The organism is Deinococcus radiopugnans ATCC 19172, assembly GCF_006335125.1.
Classification (GTDB): Bacteria; Deinococcota; Deinococci; order Deinococcales; family Deinococcaceae; genus Deinococcus; species Deinococcus radiopugnans.
In genome coordinates this window covers 36,142-59,824 of sequence record NZ_VDMO01000019.1, presented here as the reverse complement: position 1 = coordinate 59,824, position 23,683 = coordinate 36,142, and the positions used below count along the sequence as shown (strand labels likewise).

General features: G+C 69.2%; 24 protein-coding genes. 13 read left to right on the top strand and 11 right to left on the bottom strand.

Going from position 1 to position 23,683, the window contains the following annotated elements:
• Positions 1-4: 4 nt before the first annotated feature.
• The gene (locus FHR04_RS15700; RefSeq protein ID WP_139404238.1) at positions 5-667 is read right to left on the bottom strand and encodes a hypothetical protein; all 663 of its coding nucleotides are present in this window, start codon (positions 665-667) and stop codon (positions 5-7) included.
• Positions 668-964: 297 nt separating this feature from the next.
• Here FHR04_RS15700 and FHR04_RS15695 point away from each other — a divergent pair, with 297 nt between their 5' ends.
• Positions 965-1,471, top strand: a complete 507-nt coding sequence (locus FHR04_RS15695; RefSeq protein WP_039687046.1) for an NUDIX domain-containing protein — start codon at positions 965-967, stop codon at positions 1,469-1,471.
• Entirely contained in the window at positions 1,468-2,367 is a 900-nt protein-coding gene (gene ribF / locus FHR04_RS15690; RefSeq protein ID WP_039684077.1) for a riboflavin biosynthesis protein RibF, read from the top strand. Before FHR04_RS15695 ends, ribF begins: the two co-directional genes overlap by 4 nt.
• Here ribF and FHR04_RS15685 read toward each other — a convergent pair.
• On the bottom strand, positions 2,351-2,872 hold the full coding sequence (locus FHR04_RS15685; RefSeq protein WP_139404237.1) for a DUF6174 domain-containing protein: 522 nt from the start codon (positions 2,870-2,872) through the stop codon (positions 2,351-2,353). The two genes, ribF and FHR04_RS15685, sit on opposite strands and share 17 nt — an antisense overlap.
• 72 nt (positions 2,873-2,944) lie before the next feature.
• On the opposite strand from FHR04_RS15685, the gene FHR04_RS15680 reads away from it, so the two are divergent.
• From FHR04_RS15680 to FHR04_RS15650, 7 genes are all read left to right on the top strand, one after another.
• Entirely contained in the window at positions 2,945-3,784 is an 840-nt protein-coding gene (locus FHR04_RS15680; RefSeq protein ID WP_139404236.1) for a 1,4-dihydroxy-6-naphtoate synthase, read from the top strand.
• Between the two features lie 131 nt (positions 3,785-3,915).
• Entirely contained in the window at positions 3,916-5,151 is a 1,236-nt protein-coding gene (locus FHR04_RS15675) for a PQQ-dependent sugar dehydrogenase (protein WP_139404235.1), read from the top strand.
• Positions 5,151-6,575 (top strand): superoxide dismutase family protein, encoded by a 1,425-nt coding sequence (locus FHR04_RS15670; RefSeq protein WP_139404234.1) that lies wholly within the window; start codon positions 5,151-5,153, stop codon positions 6,573-6,575. The genes FHR04_RS15675 and FHR04_RS15670 overlap by 1 nt, the downstream gene beginning before the upstream one ends.
• A 106-nt stretch (positions 6,576-6,681) precedes the next feature.
• Positions 6,682-7,620, top strand: a complete 939-nt coding sequence (locus tag FHR04_RS15665; protein WP_039684083.1) for an ABC transporter ATP-binding protein — start codon at positions 6,682-6,684, stop codon at positions 7,618-7,620.
• A 55-nt stretch (positions 7,621-7,675) separates the two neighbouring features.
• Positions 7,676-8,449 carry an ABC transporter permease gene (locus tag FHR04_RS15660; RefSeq protein WP_039684084.1) on the top strand — a complete coding sequence of 258 codons (774 nt, stop codon included), beginning with the start codon at positions 7,676-7,678 and terminating at the stop codon, positions 8,447-8,449.
• A 73-nt stretch (positions 8,450-8,522) separates the two neighbouring features.
• The gene (locus tag FHR04_RS15655) at positions 8,523-8,960 is read left to right on the top strand and encodes a globin domain-containing protein (RefSeq protein ID WP_139404233.1); all 438 of its coding nucleotides are present in this window, start codon (positions 8,523-8,525) and stop codon (positions 8,958-8,960) included.
• A 45-nt stretch (positions 8,961-9,005) separates the two neighbouring features.
• Entirely contained in the window at positions 9,006-10,097 is a 1,092-nt protein-coding gene (locus FHR04_RS15650) for a bifunctional 3-deoxy-7-phosphoheptulonate synthase/chorismate mutase (RefSeq protein ID WP_170213982.1), read from the top strand.
• 63 nt (positions 10,098-10,160) lie between these two features.
• Here the strand turns inward: FHR04_RS15650 and hutH are convergent, their stop codons facing one another.
• From hutH to hutU, 4 genes are read right to left on the bottom strand one after another with little or no spacing between them, the layout of a single operon-like run.
• On the bottom strand, positions 10,161-11,660 hold the full coding sequence (hutH, locus tag FHR04_RS15645; RefSeq protein WP_139404231.1) for a histidine ammonia-lyase: 1,500 nt from the start codon (positions 11,658-11,660) through the stop codon (positions 10,161-10,163).
• Positions 11,657-12,856 carry an imidazolonepropionase gene (hutI, locus tag FHR04_RS15640; protein WP_139404230.1) on the bottom strand — a complete coding sequence of 400 codons (1,200 nt, stop codon included), beginning with the start codon at positions 12,854-12,856 and terminating at the stop codon, positions 11,657-11,659. Before hutI ends, hutH begins: the two co-directional genes overlap by 4 nt.
• Positions 12,849-13,760: an arginase family protein gene (locus FHR04_RS15635; RefSeq protein ID WP_139404229.1), complete on the bottom strand. Its 912-nt coding sequence runs from the start codon at positions 13,758-13,760 to the stop codon at positions 12,849-12,851. The genes hutI and FHR04_RS15635 overlap by 8 nt, the downstream gene beginning before the upstream one ends.
• On the bottom strand, positions 13,757-15,454 hold the full coding sequence (gene hutU, locus FHR04_RS15630) for a urocanate hydratase (protein ID WP_139404228.1): 1,698 nt from the start codon (positions 15,452-15,454) through the stop codon (positions 13,757-13,759). Before hutU ends, FHR04_RS15635 begins: the two co-directional genes overlap by 4 nt.
• Before the next feature lie 207 nt (positions 15,455-15,661).
• On the opposite strand from hutU, the gene FHR04_RS15625 reads away from it, so the two are divergent.
• Positions 15,662-16,399 (top strand): IclR family transcriptional regulator, encoded by a 738-nt coding sequence (locus FHR04_RS15625; RefSeq protein ID WP_139404227.1) that lies wholly within the window; start codon positions 15,662-15,664, stop codon positions 16,397-16,399.
• Between the two features lie 38 nt (positions 16,400-16,437).
• Here the strand turns inward: FHR04_RS15625 and sdaAB are convergent, their stop codons facing one another.
• A complete protein-coding gene (sdaAB, locus tag FHR04_RS15620; protein ID WP_139404226.1) occupies positions 16,438-17,103 on the bottom strand; it encodes an L-serine ammonia-lyase, iron-sulfur-dependent subunit beta in 666 nt (221 codons plus the stop codon).
• Positions 17,104-17,206: 103 nt separating this feature from the next.
• Entirely contained in the window at positions 17,207-18,730 is a 1,524-nt protein-coding gene (locus tag FHR04_RS15615; RefSeq protein ID WP_139404225.1) for a lycopene cyclase family protein, read from the bottom strand.
• A 145-nt stretch (positions 18,731-18,875) separates the two neighbouring features.
• Here FHR04_RS15615 and FHR04_RS15610 point away from each other — a divergent pair, with 145 nt between their 5' ends.
• Genes FHR04_RS15610 through FHR04_RS15600 form a run of 3 tightly spaced genes read left to right on the top strand, consistent with a single transcriptional unit; the run spans position 18,876 to position 20,608 of the window.
• Complete coding sequence (locus tag FHR04_RS15610) at positions 18,876-19,748, top strand: alpha/beta hydrolase (protein WP_139404224.1); 873 nt, start codon at positions 18,876-18,878, stop codon at positions 19,746-19,748.
• A gap of 54 nt (positions 19,749-19,802) precedes the next feature.
• On the top strand, positions 19,803-20,198 hold the full coding sequence (locus FHR04_RS15605; RefSeq protein ID WP_139404223.1) for a hypothetical protein: 396 nt from the start codon (positions 19,803-19,805) through the stop codon (positions 20,196-20,198).
• Between the two features lie 8 nt (positions 20,199-20,206).
• On the top strand, positions 20,207-20,608 hold the full coding sequence (locus tag FHR04_RS15600) for an inorganic diphosphatase (protein WP_249039160.1): 402 nt from the start codon (positions 20,207-20,209) through the stop codon (positions 20,606-20,608).
• 53 nt (positions 20,609-20,661) lie between these two features.
• Here the strand turns inward: FHR04_RS15600 and FHR04_RS15595 are convergent, their stop codons facing one another.
• Genes FHR04_RS15595 through FHR04_RS15585 form a run of 3 tightly spaced genes read right to left on the bottom strand, consistent with a single transcriptional unit; the run spans position 20,662 to position 23,661 of the window.
• Positions 20,662-21,411 (bottom strand): RNA methyltransferase, encoded by a 750-nt coding sequence (locus tag FHR04_RS15595; RefSeq protein ID WP_139404221.1) that lies wholly within the window; start codon positions 21,409-21,411, stop codon positions 20,662-20,664.
• Positions 21,412-21,470: 59 nt separating this feature from the next.
• Positions 21,471-22,298 (bottom strand): hypothetical protein, encoded by an 828-nt coding sequence (locus FHR04_RS15590; protein WP_249039159.1) that lies wholly within the window; start codon positions 22,296-22,298, stop codon positions 21,471-21,473.
• 4 nt (positions 22,299-22,302) lie between these two features.
• Positions 22,303-23,661, bottom strand: a complete 1,359-nt coding sequence (locus FHR04_RS15585) for a glycogen synthase (protein ID WP_139404220.1) — start codon at positions 23,659-23,661, stop codon at positions 22,303-22,305.
• Positions 23,662-23,683 lie beyond the last annotated feature (22 nt).

Below are 23,683 nucleotides of genomic sequence, written 5' to 3'. Positions count from 1 at the left end.
GGCTTTACGCGTCCGGCGTGTGGTCTTCCGAATCATGCCGCCCCAACCCTGCGTGCCTCGCCCGGACGCGCCCCACCGCACGCCCGGAAGCGGTGGGCTGGGGTGTCCGGCGGCTCACCCTGGGCAGGACAGGTGGAAGCGGCGCGGCCAGCACCCGCCGGGCCTGGGACAGCAGCAGGACGACGGCACAGGCGGCATACACGAAGACCGCCCGGCTGAACCCGATCAGGTCACCCAGGCCCGACAGCTCGCGCTCCTGCTGTCCCAGTCGGGCGCACCGGTCAGGGCGGGCCGCGAGACAGGTAACGACGATCTGTTGCCCCACCCGCTCGTATCGGTCAAATTCAAGGCCTCCGAAGCTCCTTCTAGACCAGTCCATCCGCACGTCTTGCTGAGCATGCTGTCCAGCCTCGAGACGTATCGTCGCGTCCACCTGACGGCCCGAACTCCGTCTGCCAGACCTCTGCGAAAGCTGCGTGATCATGGCGGCCCGTTGAATACGGGGCTGGGCCAGACTGACCCGGAGCGCGGCCGCGTCCGAAACCATGCTGCGCTCTGCCAGGGGGGCCAGCACGGCGCAGACCAGGCAAAAGATCAGGCTCTGGCGCCAGGCGGTCTTGACCACACCTGGTTTCGGGCGCCAGGGCGCGGGTTCAGCCGAAGTCATCCGCCCCATCATAATTTTCGCCACCCCACGCGGAAGGCCCCCAATCGACTCCCCCGAATGCCTGCCGCAAAGCCCCCCGAAGGCCGTCGGGCGCGCAGCGCACGGGCCGCATTTAGCGTCACGGAGCAGGGCATCAGACCCTGATGCCGCCGCCCTCTCCCGCCCACAATGCTCAATCCTCCTGCCCAGTGCAACGCCTGCTCCCCCGTCCCCTCTGGGGATGGGGGCTGGGGGGTGGGGCCACCGGCTCAGGCCAAAGCCCCCCGCCCACAGGCCCAAATCCCTACAATGGCCCGCATGACTGGCGACGCCCGCACGATCTACGACGGCCACATCCTGAAGCTGGAACTGCTGGAAGACAAGTGGGAGGTCATCCGCCACGCCGACGCCGTGGCCGTGCTGGCCCTGAACGACGCGGGCGAGATGCTGCTGGTGCGCCAGTTCCGCCGCGCCGTGGACGCCCACACCCTGGAAGCCCCGGCGGGCCTGATCGACGGCGAGGAATCCCCCGAGGCGGCGGCCCGCCGCGAATTACAGGAGGAGGCCGGGCTGGACGGCGAGATGCGGCTGCTGACCCGCTTCTACTCCAGCCCCGGCTTCTGCGACGAGCAGCTGTACGTGTTCCAGGCCACCGGGCTACGCGAGAGCAAGCTGCCGCACGACGACGACGAGGACATCGAGGTGGTGTGGATGGCCCCCCAGAAGGTGCTGGACGGCCTGCGCGAGGGCCGGATCGTGGGCAGCGCGACCACCGTCGCGGCGGCGCTGTACGGGGCACAGAGTCTGGCAGGTTCGGCGGAGTGAAGACCTACGTTTCGCCCTCCCAGCGCCCGGACACCGAGACGGTGGTAGCGGTGGGATCATTTGACGGCGTGCATCTGGGGCATCAGGCGCTGATCGCCCAGCTGAAGGCCAAGGCGCGCGAACACCGCGTTCCCAGCGTGGTCTACACCTTCGACCCGCCCACGCGAGTGCTCACGCAGGGCGTGGAGTTCCTGTCCACCCTGCCCGAGAAACTGGATCTGCTGTCGCGCTACGGCGTGGACGAGACGATTGCCACGTCCTTTACCGCCGAGTTCGCGGCCCGGCCCAAGGAGGCGTTTCTGGACGATCTGCGTACGCTGCGCCCGCGCACCGTGGTGGTGGGCGAGGATTTTCACTTTGGGCGCGGGCGGGCCGGGGGCGTCGAAGACCTGCGCGGGGTGGCCGCCGAGGTGGTGGCCCTGCCGATGCACCAGCTGGCCGGCGAGGACATCAAGAGCACCCGCATCCGTGAGCTGCTCGCGGCGGGCGACGTGGACGGCGCGGGCCGCCTGCTGGGCCGCCACTACGACGCGCAGGGGGTGGTGATCCACGGCGATCAGCTGGGCCGCACCATCGGCTGGCCCACCGCCAACATCGGCGTGCCGGACGGCAAGGCGCTGCCGCTGGGCGTCTTCGCGGTGGTGGCGCTGGGAGACCGGGGCGAGCGCTGGCACGGCATGGCGAATGTAGGGTTCCGCCCCACCGTGAACGGCAAAACGCGCCGGTTCGAGGTGCATCTGTTCGACTTCGAGGGCAACCTCTACGGCAAGGAGGTGCAGGTCAAGTTCTTCTCGCACCTGCGCGGCGAACAGAAATTTGGCGGCCTGGACGAGCTGAAGGCGCAACTGAACCGTGACGCTGACGCGGCGCGGGCGGTGCTCAGGGACGTGCGCTGAAGTTGGTGACGCGCCATTCGGCGTTGCCATCGGCAAACGGGCTGAACCCCGAGCCGCTGTAAAAGGTGGTGGGGTGGCCGTCTTTCGCGTCATAGGTGACGCGCAGATCGGCGCAGGGCTGGGCCTTCTGGTACGCGAGGGCGCGGGTGACCTCCAGAAACAGCGCCTCCATCGGGCCAGTGTTCAGGGGCGCTGGGGCATTGGCCTCCGCCGGATTCTTGAAGGTCACGCCCTGAAGTTTGCCGCCCTTCACGCTGACCGTCACGTCGGGGAAGCGCAGGGGCGCGGCAATACGGGCAAAGTCGTAGCGATAATGCTGGAGGTTCGCCAGCTTCCAGCGCAGGCGGGCCGTCTGCAACTCGCTGTCCAGACGGTCAAAATCAGGCGGCATGTACCCCGGGGCGCAGGCCTGGGCGCCGGGGCCGACGAGAATGCCGCCGTCCGCACCCCCCGCTTCCGCACAGGCGATGCAGGCCAGGGCCGTCAACAGGGCAAGCCGTTTCATAGCGCCCAGCATGCGGCGCCCGTGTGACGGAACGCTGATCCGCAGGTGGGGTGAGGCGTACCCTGAAGGGCGATGAGCACTCTCCCCGACACCCTGCACCTGGGCTATTCCTTCTGCCCCAACGACACCTTTATCTTCCACGCGCTGCACGCCGGGCTGGTGCCCGCGCCGCTGCCGGTGCAGGAGGTGCTGGAGGACGTGCAGACCCTCAACGACTGGGCCACGCTGGGCCGCCTGCCCATAACCAAGATCAGTTACCGCGCGTACTTCGGCGTCATGGACCGCTACGTGGCCCTGCGCGCGGGTGGGGCACTGGGGCGCGGCGTGGGGCCGCTGATCGTGACGCGCGGCGAGATCGGGAATCTGAACGGCAAGACGGTGGCCTCGCCCGGCGCGCTGACCACCGCCGAGCTGCTGCTGCGTCTGGTCTACCCCGAAGTGAAGGTGATGCGGATGCGCTACGATGAGGTGATGCCCGCCGTGGAGCGCGGAGAGGTAGACGCGGGCCTGATCATCCACGAGTCGCGCTTCACCTACCCGCAGCACGGCCTGAGCAAGCATCTGGATCTGGGCGCGTGGTGGGAGGGCGAGACCGGCCTGCCCCTGCCGCTGGGCGCGATTCTGGTGCGCCGCGATCTGGCCCCCGACATGCAGTGGGCGCTCAACGTTTCGGTTCGCTCAAGCCTGGAGTACGCCTACGCCCACCCCGAAGCCTCGCGCGCCTACATCCGGCAGCACGCGCTGGAGATGGCCGACGAGGTCATGCAGGCGCACATTGACCTGTACGTGAACGCCTTCAGCCTGGACGTGGGCGAGGAAGGCACGCGGGCCGTGCAGGAATTACACCGCCGGGCCGTGGACGTGGGCGCTGTGGCGGGGTCGGGCCTGCCGCTGTTCGTGGAAAAACCGTAAGCGTCAAGCGGCACAACCTCCACCCGGCCTGAAGCTGGCCTTGAATCAACGTTGAACGTTGTCCCATATGGTAAGCCCCTCCCACTTCAACGGCCTGCGCTTCGGCACCATATCGGGCGGAGGAACCACAAATGAGACGACTTTTTCTGACCGCCCTGACGGCGGCCCTGACCGTGTCCGCTGCCGGCGCACAGGGCGTGCCCGCGCCGCGCCCCATTCCCCCAGGCGAGCCACCCGCCACCGTGACCGCCACCCGCAACGAGCCGACGCCGCTGGAATTCACGGCGGACAAGCTGAGCCGCCTGAAAGTCCCGGCGGGTTTTGAGCTGAAGGTGATGGCGACGGGCCTGGGCAACGCCCGCAGCCTGCTGGTGATGAGTGATGGCGGCATCTACCTGACCCGCATGAAGCAGAGTGACCTGTGGTACCTCAAGGACGTCAACGGCGACGGCCAGATCGAGGCCTTGGAGCGCAAGCGGGTGGCCCAGAACCTGGGCACAGCGCACGCGATGGCCGTGAAAGACGGCAAGATGTACGTCGCAGGCGAGAAGAACATCTGGGTGATGGACATGGCGAAAGACGGCACCATGAGCGTGCCGCGCGTGTTCGCCACCGGCTTCCCCGACGCCGGTCAGCACGGCGCACGCGGCATGCACTGGGGGCCGGACGGGTACCTGTACGCCGCTTTCGGCAGCCCCAACAACGACGCGCCCACGCCCAACCCCGAGGACGCCACCCTGCTGCGAATCAGCCCGGACGGCAAGAGCCGCGAGGTCTACTCGCGCGGGCTGCGCCACACCATCGGCTTCGGCTGGCATCCGGTGACCGGGGTTCTCTACGGCTGGGATCAGGGCAGCGACTGGCACGGCGACAACATCCCTCCCGAGGAAATGAACGTGCTGGAACGCGGCAAGAACTACGGCTGGCCCTTCTGCTACGGCGACAAGCAGCCTGACCCCTACGTGAACGTGTCGGGCATTCCGGGGCAGATCACCAAGGCCGAGTACTGCGCCGGGACGGTGGGCAGCGTGCTGAACAACACCGCGCACGCGGCGGCCATCGACATGACCTTCTACACCGCTTCCCAGTTTCCCGCCGAATATAAAAACAGCGCCTTCGTGGCCTTCCGGGGCTCGTGGAACCGCTCCGAACCCAGCGGCTACTACATCGGGCACGTGGCCTTCGACGCGAACAACCAGCCGACGGGGGTGACGCCGTTCGTGAGCGGCTTCGTATACCAGGACGGCGACGTGTGGAAGCAGTTCGGACGGGTGGCGGGCGTCGCGCAATACACCGACGGCAGCCTGCTGTTCACCGACGATCAGAGCGGCGTGCTGTACCGCGTGCTTTACACCGGAGGCCAGTGATGCGGCAATTTAAGAAAACGGTAGCCTTCGGCCTGGGCGGCGCGGCGCTGCTGCTGAGCGGGCTGGTGCTGGCCGGGGGCGCAGAGCCGATGACCGGCATGATGCCCGCCAACCTGCGGGCGACGGCGGCCCTGCGCGACGCCGCCGGGGAAGTGCGCGGCGAGGCGCAATTTGAGCAGGCTGGAATGGGCATGCGCGTGACGGTGCAGGTGAGTGGCCTGACCCCCGGCATGCACGGCCTGCACCTGCACGAGTTCGGGCGCTGCACCCCCGGCGTGGACGCCGCCGAAAACAAGGTGGTGCCCTTCGGCGGCGCGGGCGGTCACTTCGATCCCGGCATGAGCAAGAACCACGACAGCCCCACGGCAGGCAACAAATACGGCCACGGCGGCGACTTGCCCATGCTGGAAGTGGGCGCGGACGGCACCGGCAAGGTCACCTTCACCACCGCCAAAAGCAGCCTGACCGGCGCGAACGGCGTCCTGAACCGCTCCATCGTGATCCACGCGAACATGGACGACTACAAGAGCGATCCCAGCGGCAAGAGTGGCGCGCGCGAACGCTGTGGCGTGATCAAGCGCGACAACTTCAGCGTGCGCGATTACCCGCTGCCCAGCCCACAGGCCTTCCCCGAGGGCGTGGCCTACGACGCGGCCAGGGGCGTGATCTACACCGGCAGCGCCGCCACCGGCAGCATTTACGCCATCAACGCCCAGACCGGGGCCACCAGCCTGTTCTCGGAGGGCGGCGCAAAGGGCCGCAGTACCGCGCTAGGCCTCAAGGTGGACGCGCAGGGCCGCGTGTGGGTGGCCGGGGGCGCGACGGGGGCCATCAACATCCTCTCGAAGGACGGCGCTCCTGTCGCCACGCTGATGACGCCGCCCAGCCCCAACCCGTACCTGAACGATCTGATTCCCACGCCGGACGGTAGCGTCTACGTGACCGATTCCACCCGCCCGGTGATCTGGCGCGTGCGCGACATGCAGGTGGAGCCGTGGCTGAACCTCGCTGGAACGCCCATCAAGTACGGCCCCGGCATCAACCTGAACGGCATCGTGGCCTCGCCGGACGGCAAGTACCTGCTGAGTATTCAACTGAATACGGGCGAGCTGTGGCGCATCGACACGGGCACGAAGGTCATCAAAAAAGTGATGGGCGGCCTGAAGAACGGCGACGGTCTGCTGCTGGACGGCCAGACGCTATACGTGGCCCGCAACGCGGATGGGTTGGTGAGCAAGGTCAGCCTGGGCGCCGACTACGGCAGCGGCACGCTGGTCATGGAGGAGCCACTGAACGGCCTGCGCTTCCCCACCACACTGGTCAAGGTGGGCGGCGACGTGGTGGTCACGCAGGGGCAACTGGATAAATTGCAGGGCGGCATTCCCGAAACGCCGTTCAAGCTGACGCGCTTCAAAGCGTTCTGAGTGCGAGGCAGGCAGGGGCAGCGGGCGATGGGTGCCGGCTGCCCCTTCTGCTGGCCGACAGAATCCTGTAAGAACTTGTTGATTCATCTCCCGTTAATCTGCCGGGGTGACGAAGCAAGGCGCGCCCGCCATTCCCGCCATCGAGGTGCGTGGGCTAAACAAGAAATACGGCAACCACAGCGTTCTGGAAGAGGTGTTCCTGAACGTCCGTCCCGGCGAGGTGTACGCCCTGACCGGCCCCAACGGCACCGGCAAGACCACCTTGATCCGCTGCATGACCGGGCTGGCCTTTCCCACGGACGGCGAGGTGCGGCTGATGGGCCGCGACGTGCACACCGACGGCGCCCGCGCCCGCGCGTATCTGGGGGCGGTGGTGGAGGCCCCGGCCAAGTTCTACCCGCAGTTCACCGGCACCCAGAACCTGCAGATTCACGCCAACCTGGCCGCGATGGCCCCCGGCGGGCGGCGGGTGGGCCGCGACCGGCTGCGCGAGGTCCTGGCGCTGCTGGAACTGACCCGCATGGCCGACCGCAAGGTGCAGGAGTACTCGCTGGGCCAGCGGCAGCGGTTGGGCGTCGCCAGCGCCATCCTGGCCGAGCCGAAAGTCCTGATTCTGGACGAACCGACCAGCGGCCTGGATCCCCTGGGCATCGGGCTGATCCACCGCATCGTGACCGGTCTGGCGACGGACGGCTGCGCGGTGGTCCTGAGCACCCACCACCTGCGCGAGATCGCCACCTACGCCCACACGGTGGGCATCCTGACCGGGGGGCGGCTGGTGGACACTGTGGACCTGCGCGCCCGGCAGGCGGCCTACCGCTTCCGGGTGGACGACCCGGTGGGGGCGGCGGCGGTGCTGGAGCGGCTGCCCTTTGTCCGCAAGGTGGGCACCCGCACGCCCTTTGCCATCGCGCATCTGGGCGGCGAGGCCCGCGTGCCCGACGCCCTGGCCCGCCTGAGCGAGGAAGGCATCCGGGTCTTTGAGGCCAGCCCAGATCACTTCGACCTGTACGAGTACTACCGCGAGCGCGTGGAGCAAGCCTGATGAACAGCGAGAGTGCCCCTCCCCCTTCCGTCGTCCCCACCACCCGGTGCCGCCCATGCTGACGCTGCTGCTGCTGGAATTCCGCAAGCTGCTGGGCTCGCGCAGCGCCAAGCTGGCCCTGATCGTCACCTTTCTGCTGCCGCTGGTCTGGGCGTTCGCCCCGCGCCTGAGCGCCCTGATTCAGGTCAATCTGATCAGCGGGTGGCAACTGCCCGCCGTCAGCATCGGCGTGACCATCCAGTACCTGCTGCCGCTGTTCATTGCCGTGACGGTGGCCGAGACCATCGGTTCGGAGACCGCCCAGGGCACGCTGGCCCCGCTGCTGCTGCGCCCGGTGGACCGCACCCGGGTCATTGCCAGCAAGCTGATCGCCGCGCTGGTCTTCCCCTTCCTGCTGATCATCACCACGGTGGCCGGATCGCTGCTGGCGGGCATTCCGCTGGGCTTCGGCAGCTTCACCGGCGGCACGGGGCTGGGACCGGGCCTGTTCGTGGGCGTGGGCCAGCTCTCAGGCGGGGAGGCCTTCGGGCAGGTGCTGCGCGGCGCGTTTCTGGCCGCCGTCGTGCTGATGCCGGTGGCGGCGCTGTCGCTGCTGTTCGGCGTGCTGTTTCTGAACACGGCGGCCTCGGCGCTGGCCACCTTTGCCACGCTGATCGTGATGCGCCTTCTGGTGGTGCTGCCCGACGCCCTGCAGCGCATCCTGCTGACCTCGCACTTCGGGCTATATGTGCAGCAGGGCGACATCGGGCAGCCGCTGATCCTGCTGCTGATCTACACGCTGGGTTTCGGCCTGATGGCGATCTACGCCTTCGACCGCCGCGACGTGTAGCGTTCTTTGAAACTTTTCCGGGGAGGTGGACGCGGGTCCCCCTCCCTTTTTCTGTTCTGCTAGCCTGCCCCCCATGACTGCGCCCATGCCACTTTCCGCAGGCGGCTCGCTGTACGAGCGCATTGGCCCGCAGGCGCTGGCCGCCCTGGTGACCCGTTTCTACGCGTTGGTGGCCCAGGACCCGGACCTCGCCCCGATTTTTCCGGCTGACCTGACCGAGACTGCCGAGAAACAGCTGGCCTTCCTGACCGGCTTTCTGGGCGGGCCGCCTCTGTACCACCAGACGTATGGGCCACCCCGGTTGCGCGCCCGGCACCTGCCGCACGCGATCACGCCCACGCGCGGACGGGCGTGGCTGGCGTGCATGGCCCGCGCCCTGCAGGACACGCCCCAGATCGGGCAGGCCGAGGCGCGGGAACTGCACGCCGCCCTTGCACGGGTGGCCGCGCACATGGTCAACACCCCCGACGAGGACGGCGGCAAAGTTGGACAACTCCTTTCAATTGACTAGCCGCGTGAAGGCCAGGCCATGCACGTTTTTCCTAGACTGCGGGGTATGACACAACCCCGCACCATCGAGGATCTCCGCTCCGAGATCGATCAGATCAACCGTGACCTGCTGAAGCTGCTGTCGCAACGCGCCGCCGTGGTGGCCCAGATCGGCCACGCAAAGACCCAGGAAGGCCGCCCCAACCACTACGACCCGGCCCGCGAGGAACAGCAGCTGCGCGAGCTGGAGGCGCTGAACCCCGGCCCCTTCACGAACGCCACCGTCAAGAGCATCTTCAAGGAAATCTTCAAGGCCAGCCTCGCGCTGGAGGAAAGCAACGACAAGAAGCAGCTGCTGGTCTCGCGCAAGGTCAAGAAAGAGGACACCGTGCTGGACATCGACGGCGTGCGGATCGGCGGCGACGCGCCGCCCATCATCATCGCCGGGCCGTGCAGCATCGAGAGTGAAGAGCAGATGGAGCAGACCGCCGAATACCTGGCGGGCAAAGGTGTGAAGATCCTGCGCGGCGGTGCGTACAAGCCGCGCACCAGCCCCTACGGCTTTCAGGGCATGGGCGTGGACGGCCTGATTCTGGGGGGCCGGGTGGCCCGCGCCAACAAGATGCTGTTCGTGACCGAAGTGATGGACACCCGTGACGTGGAAGTAGTGGCCGAGTACGCCGACATCCTGCAGGTGGGCGCACGCAACATGCACAACTTCGCCCTGCTGCGCGAGGTGGGCCGCGCCCGCCGCCCGGTGCTGCTCAAGCGCGGCCTGTCGGCCACCATCGAAGAATGGCTGTACGCCGCCGAATACATCCTCTCGGAGGGCAACAACGAGGTCATCCTGTGCGAGCGCGGCATCCGCACCTTCGAGAAGTGGACGCGCAACACGCTGGATCTCTCGGCGGTGGCGCTGGCGAAGCAGGAAACCCACCTGCCGGTGATCGTGGACGTGACCCACGCCGCCGGCCGCCGCGACCTGCTGATTCCGCTGGCGAAGGCGGCGCTGGCGGTGGGTGCGGACGGCATCCACATCGAGGTTCACCCCAGCCCTGCCACCGCGTTGAGCGACAACGAGCAGCAGCTGGACTTCGCCGGGTACGACAAGTTCGACGAAGCGCTGAAGCCGATGATGAAGGTGCCTGCGGGCGTCTGATACGGACTCTGGCAAGAGCGGGGGGCTTCGCGGCGCGCGAGGCCCCCCTCGTTTTGGAGCGGGCTACGCCTGCCGCGCCACGTCCAGCAATTCTCCGCCCCCCACCAGCTCGCGCAGCCGCAGCAGATCGGGGCGGTAATAGCGGTCTTCTTCCATCGTGGGCACGGCTTCACGGATACGCGCGTAGGCGGCCTGTACCCCCACGCCAGCACGCAGCTTCTGAAAGTCCAGTGCCTGCGCGGCGCACAGCAGCTCGATGCTGACGACGGTCTGGACGTGGCCCAGAATCTGGCGCAACTGGCGGGCGCCGTGCGCGCCCATGCTGACGTGATCCTCCTGGTTGGCGCTGGTGGGAATGCTGTCCACGCTGGCGGGGTGTGCCAAGACCTTGTTTTCGCTGACCAGCGCCGCCGCCGTGTACTGTGCGATCATCAGGCCGCTGTTGAGGCCCCCGTGCGCGGCCAGAAAGCCCGGCAGGCCGCTGAGGGCCGGGTTCAGGAGCTGCTCGCAGCGGCGCTCGCTGATGCTGCCCAGTTCGGCCACCGCCACCTTCAGGGCGTCGGCGGTGACGGCCAGCGGCTGCCCGTGGAAATTTCCACCGGACACCACCTCGCCCGTTTCGGGAAACACCAGCGGGTTGTCGGTCACGGAGGCGAATTCGGTGTCCAGAATGCGGGCGGCCTGCTCAAGCGCGTCGTGGGTCGCGCCGTGAACCTGCGGTACCGCCCGCAAGGAGTACGGATCCTGCACCTTGCCGCATTCGGCGTGGCTGGGCGCGATCTCGGAGTCGCGCAGGAAGCCGCGCAGCTCGGCGGCCACCGCCACCGCGCCGGGATGCGGGCGCAGGCCCACCAAGTCGGCGCGGAACGGCTGGTGCGAGCCGTACAGCGCCTCCACGGTCATGGCCGCCGCCAGATTCGCGGTGCCCAGCAGCGTGCGGGCGTCCGCAAGGGCCAGTCCCAGCAGGCTGCCCATCAGCTGCGTGCCGTTGATCAGGGCCAGACCCTCCTTGGCCTGCAGGGTCAGCGGCGTCAGGTTCAGCTCGGCCAGCACATCGGCGGCGGGGCAAACCCTCCCGCCATAGTCGATCTCGCCCAGGCCGATGAGGGCCAGCGCCAGATGCGCCAGCGGGGCCAGATCGCCCGACGCGCCCACACTGCCCTGCGCGGGCACCACCGGATGCGCCCCGGCGTTGAGCAAGGCCAGCAGCAGCTCTGGCACTTCCGGGCGCACGCCGGAATGCCCCTGGCACAGCGACACGGCGCGCAAAAGCAGCATCCCGCGCACCACCTCGGCGGGCAGTGGCTCGCCCACCCCGATGGCGTGGGACACGATCAGGTTGTACTGCAACTGTTGCAACTCGTCATTGCCCACGCGCACGCTGGCGAACTTGCCGAAGCCGGTGTTGATGCCGTACACCGCCGCGCCGCCCTCCACGATGCGCTCGACGACGGCGCGGGCCGCCAGGATGCGTTCGCGGGCCGCGTCCGCCAGTTCCACGTTCTCGCTGCCGCGCACCACGCGGACGAACTCTTCCAGCGACACCTTTCGGTCAAGAATCATCGTTTCACTCCTCCCACAAACACATCCCGCAGCGGGTTCGCACCCAGGGTATATGGCAAGTCGCGCCAGTCGGGGCCGTTCAGCGTCAGGAAGTCGGCACGCTGACCGACACTCAGGGAGCCGCGATCCGTCAGGCCCAGCGCGGCGGCGGCGTTGACGGTGGCGGCGGTCAGGGCCTCGGCGGGGGTCAGGCCATTTAGGCGCACCGCCAGGGCCAGGGCCAGTTGCGCGCTGAACAGCGGCGAGCTGCCGGGATTCAGATCGGTGCCCAGCGCCAATGCCGCGCCCGCGTCGATCAGCGCGCGGCCCGGCGCAGCGGGCAGGCCCAGATGCAGCGTCACGCCGGGCAGGATCGTCGCCACCGTCTTGGAGGCCGCCAGCGCCGCGATTTGCGCGCCGCCACTGGCCTCCAGATGGTCCACGCTCAGCGCCCCCATCCGGCAGGCCAGTTCGGTGCCGCCGATGGCGTGAAACTGATCGGCGTGGAGTTTGAGCTTCAGGCCGTGGGCCTGGGCCGCCTCAAAGATTTTCCGGGTTTCCTCCACCGAGAACGACTCGGCCTCGCAGAACACGTCCACGGCGGTGGCGAGCCCTTCGGCGGCGGCTTCGGGAATCAGCGTTTCGCACACGCCGCGCACGTAGGCCTCCCGGCCCTCGGTGGGCGGCACGTGAATCAGCAGCGTGGGGATGACCGCGAACTCGCGGCCCAGCTCCCGGACGGCCCGCAGCATCCGCAGTTCTGCCGCGAAGTCCAGGCCATAGCCGCTCTTGACCTCCACCGTCGTCGCGCCCGAGCGGTGCAGGGCCTCCAGGCGGGGGCGGGCCAGGGCCACCAGTTCTTCCACCGTGGCCGCCGCCGTCGCCGCGATGCTGGAGCGGATGCCGCCGCCCGTCGCCAGGATGGTCTCGTAGGGCACGCCGGCCACCCGCGCCTCGAAATCGCCCAGGCGATCCCCGGCCCAGACCGCGTGGGTGTGTGGATCAATCAGACCGGGGACAACGGCAACGCCGCCCAGACCATGTTTTGCGGAGGCAGTGGGAGCCTCGTTTTCAGACCCAACCCAGGCGATCAGGCCGTCGCGCACGAGCAGGGCGGCGTTCTGGATGACCATCAACTCGCGCATGGCCGCGCCGCGCTGGGGGCCGGGCGGCGGGGTGACGAGCTGAGCGATGCCGGTAAACAGGGTCTCAGTCATGGAAGACCTCGCACAGCGTTTCCATGATCAGCCGGGCGGCGACGAGTTCGCTGCGTCCGGTGGGATCGAGGTTGGGGGCCAGCTCCACCACGTCCAGCGCCAGGAGTTGATGACGGTGGGCCAACGCCGCGATCACGCGCAGCGCCAGGGCATACGTGAAGCCGTCCGGCTCCGGGCTGCTGGTGCCGGGCAGCACGGCGGGGTCAAAGGCGTCCACGTCCACGCTCAGGTACACCGGGCGGCCAGGGGGCAGCGCCTCCACGATCCCGGCGCAGCGGGCCTCCACCTCCTCCATCGGCACCAGCGTGTGCCCGCGCGCCCGCGCCGCCGCCACCGCCTCCGGGTCATGGCGCAACCCGCGCAGACCGATGGTGGTGATGTGAACGAGGTTGGGCAGCTCCTCGGCGGCGCGACGAAACGGGCTGGAGTTGCTGAAGCGGGTGTCGTTGCGCGTGTCGGTGAAGTCCAGGTGCGCGTCCAGCTGGATGACGTGCAACTCCGGCACATCATCAAAAGCCCGCAGCAGCGGGTAGGACACGCTGTGATCGCCGCCCAGGAAGACCGGGAGGCGGCAGCGTGCCCTGACCTGCCGCGCCGCCGCTGTTATGCGCTCGCGGGCTAATTCAGGCTCCAGCGAGGGCAACACCACGTCCCCGGCATCCACGAAGGTCACGTTTTGCAAACGGGTCACGCCGTCCAGACCGGTGAACGGCGGCACGTAGCGCAAGGACGCCTCCCGCAAGGCACGCGGCGCGAAGCGTGCGCCGGGGCGAAAACCCAGGGCGATGTCGAAGGGGATGCCAAGGATGGCCACGTCTGCGCGCCAGTCGCCGTCCGGCTGAACGATGGGGGCGCGGGCAAAAGTAGCAATCCCCCCGTAGGGCAAATGGGCGGGCTGGCTCACTGCCTGTCCTCAATCCCCAGGCTGGGCAAGTCCAGCCCCCGTTCGCGCGCCACGTCCTGCGCCCGCTCGTAGCCGGCGTCGGCGTGGCGCAGCACACCCATCGCGGGATCGTTGGTCAGGCAGCGGCTCAGGCGTTCGGCGGCTTCCGGGGTGCCGTCGGCCAGGGCCACCAGACCGGAGTGCTGGCTAAAGCCCATGCCCACGCCGCCGCCGTGGTGAAAGCTCATCCACGCCGCGCCGGACGCGATGCCCACACCGAAGTTCAGCAGCGGCCAGTCGCTCACGGCGTCGCTGCCGTCCAGCATGGCCTCCGTCTCGCGGTAGGGACTGGCGACGCTGCCCGCGTCCAGATGATCGCGCCCGATCACGATGGGGGCTTTCAGGCGGCCATCGGCCACCATCTCGTTGAACAGGCGCGCGGCCCGATCCCGCTCGCGGTAGCCCAGCCAGCAGATGCGGGCGGGCAGGCCCTGGAAGGCGATCTGATCGGCGGCGTAGGTCAGCCAGGATTGCAGGCGGGCGTCGTCGGGGAACAGTTCCAGCAGCGCCCGATCCGTGGCGTAGATGTCCTCGGGATCGCCGGACAGCGCCACCCAGCGGAACGGCCCACGCCCCTCGCAGAAGGAGTCGCGGATAAAGGCGGGCACGAAGCCGGGGTAATCGAAGGCATTCTCGACGCCCGCCTCCCTGGCCCGCTGGCGCAGGTTGTTGCCGTAGTCGAAGGCCACCGCGCCGCGCTTCTGGAGTTCCAGGATGGCGCGGACGTGCGCGGCCATCGCGTCGTAGGCGCGCTTCTGGTACACCTCCGGCTGGTCTTTGCGCAGGACGGCGGCATCCTCGTCGGGCGTGGTCACGGGCAGGTAGCCCCACATCGGATCGTGGGCGCTGGTCTGATCGGTGATGAGGTCAGGCGTCCAGTTCAGCTCCACCAGCTGCGGGATGATTTCGGCGGCGTTGCCCAGCAGGCCAATCGAGCGGGCCTCTCCGGCAGCCTTGTACTTCTCGGCCCGCCCGATGGCGTCTTCCAGATTCTCGGCCACCTCGTCCAGATAGCGGGTTTCCAGACGTTTCTGGATGCGCGTGGGGTCGACTTCCACGGTGATGCTCACGCCCCCGGCCAGCTTGACCGCCAGCGGCTGCGCGCCGCCCATGCCGCCCAGGCCCGCCGTCACCGTGACCGTGCCCTTGAGGCTGCCGCCGAAGTGCTTGTCCGCCGCGCCCGCGAACGTCTCGTAGGTGCCTTGCAGGATGCCCTGCGTGCCGATGTAGATCCAGCTTCCGGCGGTCATCTGGCCGTACATCATCAGGCCCGCCTGATCCAGCCGGTCAAACTCCTCCCAGGTGGCCCAGTTGGGCACCAGGTTGGAGTTGGCGAGAATTACACGCGGGGCGAATTCGTGCGTCCGCAGCACGGCCACCGGTTTGCCCGACTGGATCAGCAGGGTCTCGTCGTTGTCCAGTCGATCCAGCGTCTCCACGATCTTGTGGAACGCCGCCCAGTTGCGCGCCGCCTTGCCGCGCCCACCGTAGACCACCAGTTCCTGCGGGTGTTCGGCCACCTCTGGATCGAGGTTGTTCATCAGCATGCGCTTGGCCGCCTCCTGAATCCAGCCTTTCGCGGTGCGCTGCGGGCCACGGGGAGCGCGGATGACGGGGGCGCTGGAGTTGTCGAAAACAGGCGGGGTTGTGGTCATGAGGGTATAGTTGGCCTCTTTGAGTGCGGAAGCGCGGTGATTTTCCGGATATGGCGGAAAGCTGGGTAGAATCACTGATATGAGAAAGGGGGGCGGGGCCAGCAGTTACAGCGGGATGGAGAGGCGCCGAAACGTTGAAGCGGCCCAGGAGTTCTGGCTCCCAGATGGCCGAGAGCTAGCCCCCTGGTCTCTGCCCGCAACCGCAAGATGACGCGCACCCACGCCACCGTCGAGGCCGCCGTCCGCGTGCTGGAACTGTTCGACGCAGACCGCACCGAGTGGACACTGAGTGACCTTGCACGGCACCTGAATCAGCCCACGTCCACCGTGCATGAGCAGTTGCAGACGCTGGCCGGCGTGGGCCTGCTGGTGCGGCTGGGGCGCGGGCGTTACGGGCTGGGCTGGCGCCTGCTGAAGCTGAGCAGCGCGCTGTACGGCAGCCTGCCGTGGTACGCCCCCGCCCACGACGCGATGGAACGGCTGGCGCGCGGCACGCACCTGCTGGCCTTTCTATGCGTGCTGCACGGCGACTCTGTGCTGTGCGTGGCCCGCAGCGTGCAGGGGCGCGACGGGCCGCCCGTCGCCGGGGAACTGGATTTCGAGCTGCCGGCCCACGCCACCGCCAGCGGAAAGTTGCTGCTGGCGCTGGCGGGGCAGGCTCTCCCCCAGCCCACGGCCGCGTTCACGCCGCAAACGCTGACGGGCGCTGCCGCCTGGAACGCCGAGAGCCGCAGCATTCGCGCGCAGGGCCACGCGCTGAGCCGCGACGAGTGGGCGCCGGGCACCAGTGGACTGGCCGTGCCCGTGCGCGGCGAGGGGGGCGCGGTGCTGGCGGCCCTGGGCCTGAGCCTGCCCACAGCCAGACTGCACGCCGCCGAGGCCCTGCTAAGGACGCTCAAAAATGCAGCGGCGGAGGTGGGCTGGACGCTGGGGCACCGGGGCTAGGCCGAAAGTTTCCCGGCCTCGGCGCCCTCGCGGAGCGTCTAGCCGTCCATCAGCTTGGGCAACAGCCGCACCCAGTTGGTATCCGGCCAGTAGTCCAGGAAGGCTAGCGCCTGATCGCTGAGGGGGGCGTCCAGTTCTATCGCCAGCAATGCCTGCCCGCCGCGCGTCTGGCGCGTGCAGGTCAGCGCGGCGATGTTCACGCCGTCGGCGGCGATGGTGCTGGCGATGCGGGCAATCATGCCCACCGCGTCGGTGTAACGCAGCAGGACGGTGGGGCTGGACGCGCTGAAGTTGACCCCCAGGCCCTGCACCTGCGTCACCAGAATCACGCCGCCGCCGGTGCTGCTGCCCTGCACGGTGACCTTCTGCGTTTCGCCGGACAGCTCGATGTGCGCGGTGTTGGGGTGCACGTCGCCCAGATCCACGTCCCTGAATTCGAACTCCAGCCCGGCGGCTTTGGCCTCCTCGAAGGCCTGGGGCAGGCGGGCGTCGTCGGGCGCGAAGCCCAGCAGACCCGCGATCAGCGCCAGATGGGTGCCGTGGCCGCGTCCAGTCTTGGCGAACGAGGCGTGCAGACCGATCTTCGCCCGCCGGGGGGCCTCGCCCAGCAGGTGGTGGGCCACCAGACCCAGCCGACAGGCCCCCGCCGTGTGGCTGCTGCTGGGGCCGATCATCACCGGGCCGATCATGTCGAGAAGGGACATGGGCCGAGTATAGGCGCCCAGTCCCTCTTGCGGCCGGGAACGCGGCGGCCCCCGTTGCCACAGGGGCAGCGGGGGCGCTGGGCCTCAAGCTCAGGCGGCGCGCTCAGCTGGAGCGGGTATCCTCTCGGCCCTCGCCGCTGATCTCGGCGACATTCTCGCGCAATTCTTCGAGCTTCTTCTGGCGGTTCACGTCGGGGGCCAGGCCGTCGGCGTTCACGTTGCCGGTAGCGCCCTGCATGCCTTCCTCGATCACCTCCTGCTGATCGATGTCGCCGCTGTTTGCCTCACGTCGGGTGTCGTCACTGCTGGTGTCGTCAGGTGGGGTCATGGCCCCAGGGTGGCGTGCGGGCGCGGCAGAAGGATGGGAAAAGCGGGCAGAATCCTTCATGCGGGCGGCCTGCTGCAAAGCGCGCAGGCTGACGCCCGGACGCCTCAGCGCGGCGCGGGCCAGCGGCAGGCGCACCGCATTGGGCGCGTGGGCAAAGACCCGGAGCATGCTGCGGGCCAATGGCCCTACCCCGGTCTGCGGCGCCAGGAAGGCGTGCCACTCGGCAGCGGGCAAGCGGAAGAAGGCGGCAAAGAAGGCGCCCAGGAGGTCTCCGGGCAGTTCCAGCAGGGCGGCCAGATCCAGCAGATGCACCTCGCGGGCGGCGCGGCGTTCGGGGGGCCACAGCGCGGCCCAGCCCGCAGCGGCGGCGTCCTGCCCGGCCTGTAGCGCCTCTGCCACCGCCTGGGCCACCCGTGGGGCGTCGTTCAGCGCCCCGGCCACCTGAAAGCCGCTGATCGGATGCACCAGCCCCGCCGCCGCGCCAAATGCCAGCACGCCTCCCGGCGCGGGCGCGGGCGCGTTCATCGGAAAGGCTACCCACTCGTCGGATTCGGTGTCGTGGGGGGGCGTGCCCAGGGCCTCCAGGCGGGCGTACAGACGGGCGGCCATGAATTCGCGGCTGGGAGCCGGGCGGGCGATCAGGCTGGTTTCCTGCACGAAGTAACGATCCCCGTCCAGATGCATGGCGTACAGGAACGTCGGCTCGGCGCGCACCTCGGTGCGGCTCAGGTGAGGGGCGCGGTAATCCATCCAGACCATCGCTCCCGGCGGGCTGGGCGGACGCCGGAAGTGCGCCACGATGCCGTAGGCAGTCTGCAATGCCGCGCCGCCCTCGAATGCTGTGGGCTGCAGCAGGCCGCCGTGCCCGGACGCGTCCACCACCAGCCGCGCCGTCCAGACCTCGCCCGCCTCGCCGTGAACGTGCCACAATTCACCCCGCCGCTCCGCGCGCGTCACCCGGCCCTGCGTCCAGCACAGCCGCTCGCCTGCCCGCCTCAGCAGCGTGCCCAGCAGGCGGGCATTGTCCAGCAGGGCGTAGGGGCGCAGCAGCGGGGTGGGCTGCGGGCCGCTGTAGACCCGCACGTCCGTCCAGACCTGCGCCGTGCAGGCCTGCGCCCAGGCGGGCAATTCGCCCAGCCATGCGCCGTAGGTGGGGGCAAACGGCTGCGGCGGATGCGGGGCCACCACCCGCACGCTCAGGTGCCGGGCGGCCAGTTCGGCGGCCAGCGCCAGGCCGGAGGGGCCGCCGCCCACCACCAGCACGTCGGTTGTGTGATCGGACAGGACTTCAGCGGGCATTCGCGGCAGGCTAGCGCGGGTGCCGGGCGCGGGTCTGTGGGGCTTCGGACGCCCCACGACTCTCAACGCAACTTAAAGCCCACCCACGGGCGAACTGTGCGTTCGGCGGCATCGGGGCCGGCGAGGCGGGATTAGCCTCTCCCCCATGTCTTCCCGTAAATTTCCCCGCGCCGCCGGTCTGGCGCTGGCCGCCGCCACGCTGGGCCTGACCCTGGCCGCCTGTTCACCCCAGAACGCCCTGAACACCGTGACCTCCACGCGCGGCCTGAACGTCACCCAGAACGTGCGTTACGGCCCCGCGCCGCGCAACGTGATGGACGTGTACGCGCCGCAGAATGTCCAGAATGCCCCGGTGGTGCTGTTCATTCACGGCGGCTCGTGGCAGGGCGGCGACAAGGAGGGGCACAAATTCGTGGGCGAGTCGCTGGCCCGCGCCGGCTACGTGACCGGCGTGATGAACTACCGCCTGGCCCCCGAACACCGCTACCCCGACTACGTGCAGGACGCCGCTTCCGCCCTGAAAGTGCTGCGAGACCGGGCGCAGAGCTACGGCGGCAGCCCCGACAACCTGTTCGTGATGGGGCACTCGGCCGGCGGCTTCAACGCGGTGGAAATGGTGGACAACGCCCGCTGGCTGCGCGAAGCGGACGTACCAGTCAGCGCGGTGCGCGGCGTGATCGGGGTGGCCGGCCCGTACAGCTATGATTTCCGGCAGTTTCCCAGCCGGGTGGCGTTCCCCGAGGGTGGCAATCCGGACGACATCATGCCAGACCGCCACGTGCGTCCCGACGCGCCGCCCAACCTACTGCTGGTGGCCGCCAACGACACCACCGTCGATCCGTACAACGCCGTCAATATGGAGGCGGCCCTCAAGGAAGCCGGGGTGCCGGTCACGAGGACGGTGCTGCCGGGCCTGAACCACATCACGGTGATCGCGGCGATGGCCCGGCCCCTGACCTTTCTGGGAGATACGCGGCAGCAGGTCATCGACTTTATCGAGGCGCACCGGCTGAAGTAGGCGCAGCCGTCTCAAGCTTTGCCCCCTCACACCTCGCGGCTCTAGGATGCGCCCATGTTCCGCCGTGCCTTCTGCCTCCCCGCCTTGCTGTGCGTGCTGGCCCTGCCGCTGAGCCTGGGCCTGAGCGGGTGCCGTTACAACTTCGTGCCGCTGTTGCCCCCGGTGGTGGCGCCAAACCTGCCGGTGCGCGTCACCGAGGCCACGCTGAAACGCGACGGCGACACCCTGATCGTGACGGCCCGCGTGGATGGCCGTTTCGAGCCGGGCTACCTGAGCGTGAACTGGTTTGACAGCGGGCGCGCCCTGGGCAGCGACAGCGTGTACCTGGACGCCGAGCAGCGCGCGGCCACCTTCCGGCTGACCGCCCCGGACGAGGGCGCGTACCGCGCGGTGCTGTCGTTCGGCGGTGCGGTGCTGCGGCAGGTGGAGCTGTACGAGGTTCAGCCCTGAACGCCCGCGTGTTCCGGGGTGTGGTGGAGTGGACGGCCGGCACCCGCGAACGCTTTGTCTGGCGAGACGGTCAACTGGGGCCGCTTCGCACCGAAGCCCACGCCGCCCCGGTCAACTACGGCTGCCTGCCGGGCACCCTGAATCCCGCCGACAACGCGGAGATCGACGCGGTGTGGCTGGGGCCGGCGTTGCCTGTGGGCACGATGCTGGAGGCGGCCCCGCTGGGCCTGCTGTGGCTGCTGGACGGCGATCACAAGGTCATCTTCGCGGCGGAGGCGGGTACAGCGGATGCTGGGTCGTCGGCGAAACTGCTGGCGTGGTTTCCTCCCGAACGGGGCGCCCGGCTGTTAGGCGCCGACGAGGCGGAGGTGTGGCTGCACTCGCTCGGCGCCGGAACGGTGGACGGTTAGGGCCGAGTGCCCCTGTCAGCTGGTCCCGAAACAGCTTTCAGGAGCCGACGGCCCTACTCCTGGGCCACGCCGTCTTCCACTGGCCTCGGCTCCGTCGTCCCGCGTTTCGCCGCGTCTTCCACCTTCCACTGTACCTGCCGCAGCAGGCCCCGGAACAGGCGGCTCTCGGCGCTGCTCATCAGCGCGCGGTCTAGCAGCGCCCGCCACAGGCGCAGGGTGTGGCGGGCGCGCACCGCGTCGGTGTAGCCGATCAGGTGCATGGTGTCGTGCAGGTGGCCGTACATCGCCTCCATCTCCTCGCGGGTGGCGGTCTTGCGCACGCGGTCCTGCGGCTCGTCCTGGCCCTGCAGGAACTCATAGCACACCAGCAACACCGCCTGCGCCAGATTCAGGCTGGCGTAGTCGCCGGTGGGAATGCGGACGGTCATCTGGCACTGCTCCAGATCGGCGTTGTTCAGGCCCGATTCTTCCGGCCCGAACACCAGCGCCGGGGCGGTGGCCGCGCGCACGAAAGGGCGAATCTGCGCCGGGTGCTGCGGCATGGGCAGGTCCGAGCGGATGCGGGCGCTGGTGCCCACGCTCAGGTCACGGTCCGCGAGCGCCTCGCGCAGGGTGGGGTAAACGGTGGCGCCGCGCAGCAGGTCCGCCGCGTGGACGGCCATCGCCACCGCCCCCGAATCCAGATGATCGCAGCGCGGGGCCACCAGCCGCAGGTCTTTGGCCCCCATGTTCAGCATGGCGCGCGCCGCCGAGCCGATGTTGCCGGGAGTTTTGGGGGAAACGAGAACGACTGCCAGGGTCACGGGCGGAATGCTAGCAGGGCGGCGGCGCCGGATGTGGAAACGCGGGTGACCCTCTGCCTCTAACCGGCAGTCAGGATCGGTGTTTCCTCGGTCACGCCCAGGCCCAGCTTCAGGTCATGGGCCAGTTCCTCGGGGGTGTCGCCCCAGGACTCCACGTTCACCCGCGTGATGCCCGCCGCGCGCAGCCGGGTGTTGACCTCGTTGAGCAGGGCGGCCCGCAGGGTGGTGTGCCGCCACTCGGGGGCAACGCCGGGGGCGTCGAGCCGGGCCTCGCCGTCCTCGACGGCCGCGCGGCACACGCCCACGCCGCGCCCATGTTCATCCAGCGCAATCACGCTCAGGTGGGAGTCGAAGCCGCCCGCACCGTCTGCCGCCGCCTCGGGCAGCACGGCGTGGTGGCCGACGCGGTCCTCGTAGGTCCGCAGGGCCTGCAGCCGCGTCTCGGGGTCCGGCACCTCCGCCAGCGGCAGCAACCGGACGCCAGCCGGCGGGTCCATATGGCGGTACGGCACGCGCCCGCTCAGGCGGCGGTACGCGCCCACCTCGCGCAGTCCGGCGGCCAGCAGGGGTTCGGGGGGAAACAGGTAGCCTTCCGCGAACAGGTAGACGCGGCCCACCTCCGCCTGCGCCGCACGGACCAGGGCCAGCGCCACCTCGTCGCGCCGAGGGCCGGGAAACACGCCGCCCACCAGTTCCGCCCCGTGCTGCGGGCTGGGGCGGGTGCCGACAGCGCCCAGCACCTCCTCCCCGTCACCGAGCGCCACAAATCCCGCCGTGCAGGCCTCGGCCATCCACGCCAGATCCTCCGGAGCCGCGCCGTACAGGGCCGCCAGGGTCGGCAGCAGGTCGGCGGGCGGGACGGCCCGGACCTCCAGGTTCAGCGGCACCGGCTCAGCGCCCCAGCCGCCGGTACAGGGCCAGGTACTGCTGCGCCGGCCCCTGCCAGCTGAAGTCCAGCGCCATGGCGCGCTCGATTCTGGCCCGCCACTCGTCCTGGCGGTCATACTCGCTCCGTGCCTCGGCACAGGCGGCGCTCAGGGCCTGCGGGCTGGCCTCGGCGAACCCGAAGCCGATGTCGGCAGGCACCGTGTCCACCAGCCCCCCGGTCAGGCGCACCACCGGCAGCGTGCCGTAGCGCATGGAGATCATCTGCGACAGCCCGCACGGCTCGAAACGGCTGGGCATGGCAAACGCGTCGGCCCCGGCGTAGATGCGGTGGGCCAGCGGCTCGTTCAGCCCGCCCACGAAGGCCACGCGCGGGTGCTGCGACCAGCCGGACAGCGCGGCGGTCAGCAGCGGATCGCCGCCGCCCAGCACCACCACGTTCCAGTGGGGTGTCAGATCGGGCAGGGCCTCGATCAGCAGGTCGATGCCCTTCTGGTCGGCCAGACGACTGACCACGCCCAGGATCGGCGCGTCGTCCAGCCCGAATTCCCCCCGCAGCAGGGCAGTGGCCGCCGCCTTGCCCGCCGCGTCCCCGTAGGGCGGCACGTCCGGATCGGTGCGCGGGTCCCACCGCTCCTGGTCCAGGCCGTTGATGATCCCGGTCAGGCGGCCCTCGACCGTCAGTCGCACCAGCAGGCCCTGCAGGCCCTCGCCGTACTCGGGGGTGGTGATTTCCTGGGCGTAGTTGGGGCTGACCGTGGTCACGGCGTCCGCGAATACCAGCCCCGCTTTCATCAGGTTGAGATCGCCGTGGTACTCCAGCGCGTCCGGCCCCAGGGTCCACGCCGGTAGGGCGGTCCAGCGCGCGGCCTCCTCGATGTTCCAGCGGCCCTGGTACTGCAGGTTGTGGATGGTGAACACGGTCCGCAGTCCGGCCAGATGCGCGTAGGCCAGCACCAGCCCCGATTGCCAGTCGTGTCCGTGCAGCACGTCCGGCTTGACCCCGATCTGATGCAGCACCGACAGGACCGTACGCCCGAACAGACAGAAGCGGTACACGTCGTCGTCGAAATACAGCCCCGGACGGTCAAATTCCGGCAGCCCGATAAACAGGTACTGGACGCCGTTCTGAACGATCTCGCCCACCCGCACGTCGTGGATCGGGGCGGGGCCGACGCTCAGCTCCGGCGAGGTGCCGCGCCAGATCTCGGTGGGCTGTCCGGCCAGCGAGCCGTACCACGGCGAAACCACGGTGGTCTGCGCCCCCTGATCCGCCAACACCTCCGGCAGAATGCCCAGCACGTCCCCCAGCCCGCCCGAACGGGAAAATGGAAACACTTCCGACGCCACATGAACGACTCGCATGGGTGTCACTGTACCCGCCCGC

Coding starts and splice junctions, on each gene's coding strand:
- FHR04_RS15680 (WP_139404236.1), top strand. CDS start 2,945: ATGAGCACTCTCCCCGACACCCTGCACCTGGGCTATTCCTTCTGCCCC.
- FHR04_RS15625 (WP_139404227.1), top strand. CDS start 15,662: ATGACGCGCACCCACGCCACCGTCGAGGCCGCCGTCCGCGTGCTGGAA.
- hutU (WP_139404228.1), bottom strand. CDS start 15,454: ATGACCACAACCCCGCCTGTTTTCGACAACTCCAGCGCCCCCGTCATC.
- sdaAB (WP_139404226.1), bottom strand. CDS start 17,103: ATGTCCCTTCTCGACATGATCGGCCCGGTGATGATCGGCCCCAGCAGC.
- FHR04_RS15585 (WP_139404220.1), bottom strand. CDS start 23,661: ATGCGAGTCGTTCATGTGGCGTCGGAAGTGTTTCCATTTTCCCGTTCG.
- FHR04_RS15695 (WP_039687046.1), top strand. CDS start 965: ATGACTGGCGACGCCCGCACGATCTACGACGGCCACATCCTGAAGCTG.
- FHR04_RS15610 (WP_139404224.1), top strand. CDS start 18,876: ATGTCTTCCCGTAAATTTCCCCGCGCCGCCGGTCTGGCGCTGGCCGCC.
- FHR04_RS15675 (WP_139404235.1), top strand. CDS start 3,916: ATGAGACGACTTTTTCTGACCGCCCTGACGGCGGCCCTGACCGTGTCC.
- FHR04_RS15655 (WP_139404233.1), top strand. CDS start 8,523: ATGACTGCGCCCATGCCACTTTCCGCAGGCGGCTCGCTGTACGAGCGC.
- FHR04_RS15660 (WP_039684084.1), top strand. CDS start 7,676: ATGCTGACGCTGCTGCTGCTGGAATTCCGCAAGCTGCTGGGCTCGCGC.
- FHR04_RS15700 (WP_139404238.1), bottom strand. CDS start 667: ATGACTTCGGCTGAACCCGCGCCCTGGCGCCCGAAACCAGGTGTGGTC.
- hutH (WP_139404231.1), bottom strand. CDS start 11,660: ATGATTCTTGACCGAAAGGTGTCGCTGGAAGAGTTCGTCCGCGTGGTG.
- FHR04_RS15605 (WP_139404223.1), top strand. CDS start 19,803: ATGTTCCGCCGTGCCTTCTGCCTCCCCGCCTTGCTGTGCGTGCTGGCC.
- FHR04_RS15670 (WP_139404234.1), top strand. CDS start 5,151: ATGCGGCAATTTAAGAAAACGGTAGCCTTCGGCCTGGGCGGCGCGGCG.
- hutI (WP_139404230.1), bottom strand. CDS start 12,856: ATGACTGAGACCCTGTTTACCGGCATCGCTCAGCTCGTCACCCCGCCG.
- FHR04_RS15650 (WP_170213982.1), top strand. CDS start 9,006: ATGACACAACCCCGCACCATCGAGGATCTCCGCTCCGAGATCGATCAG.
- FHR04_RS15615 (WP_139404225.1), bottom strand. CDS start 18,730: ATGCCCGCTGAAGTCCTGTCCGATCACACAACCGACGTGCTGGTGGTG.
- FHR04_RS15685 (WP_139404237.1), bottom strand. CDS start 2,872: ATGAAACGGCTTGCCCTGTTGACGGCCCTGGCCTGCATCGCCTGTGCG.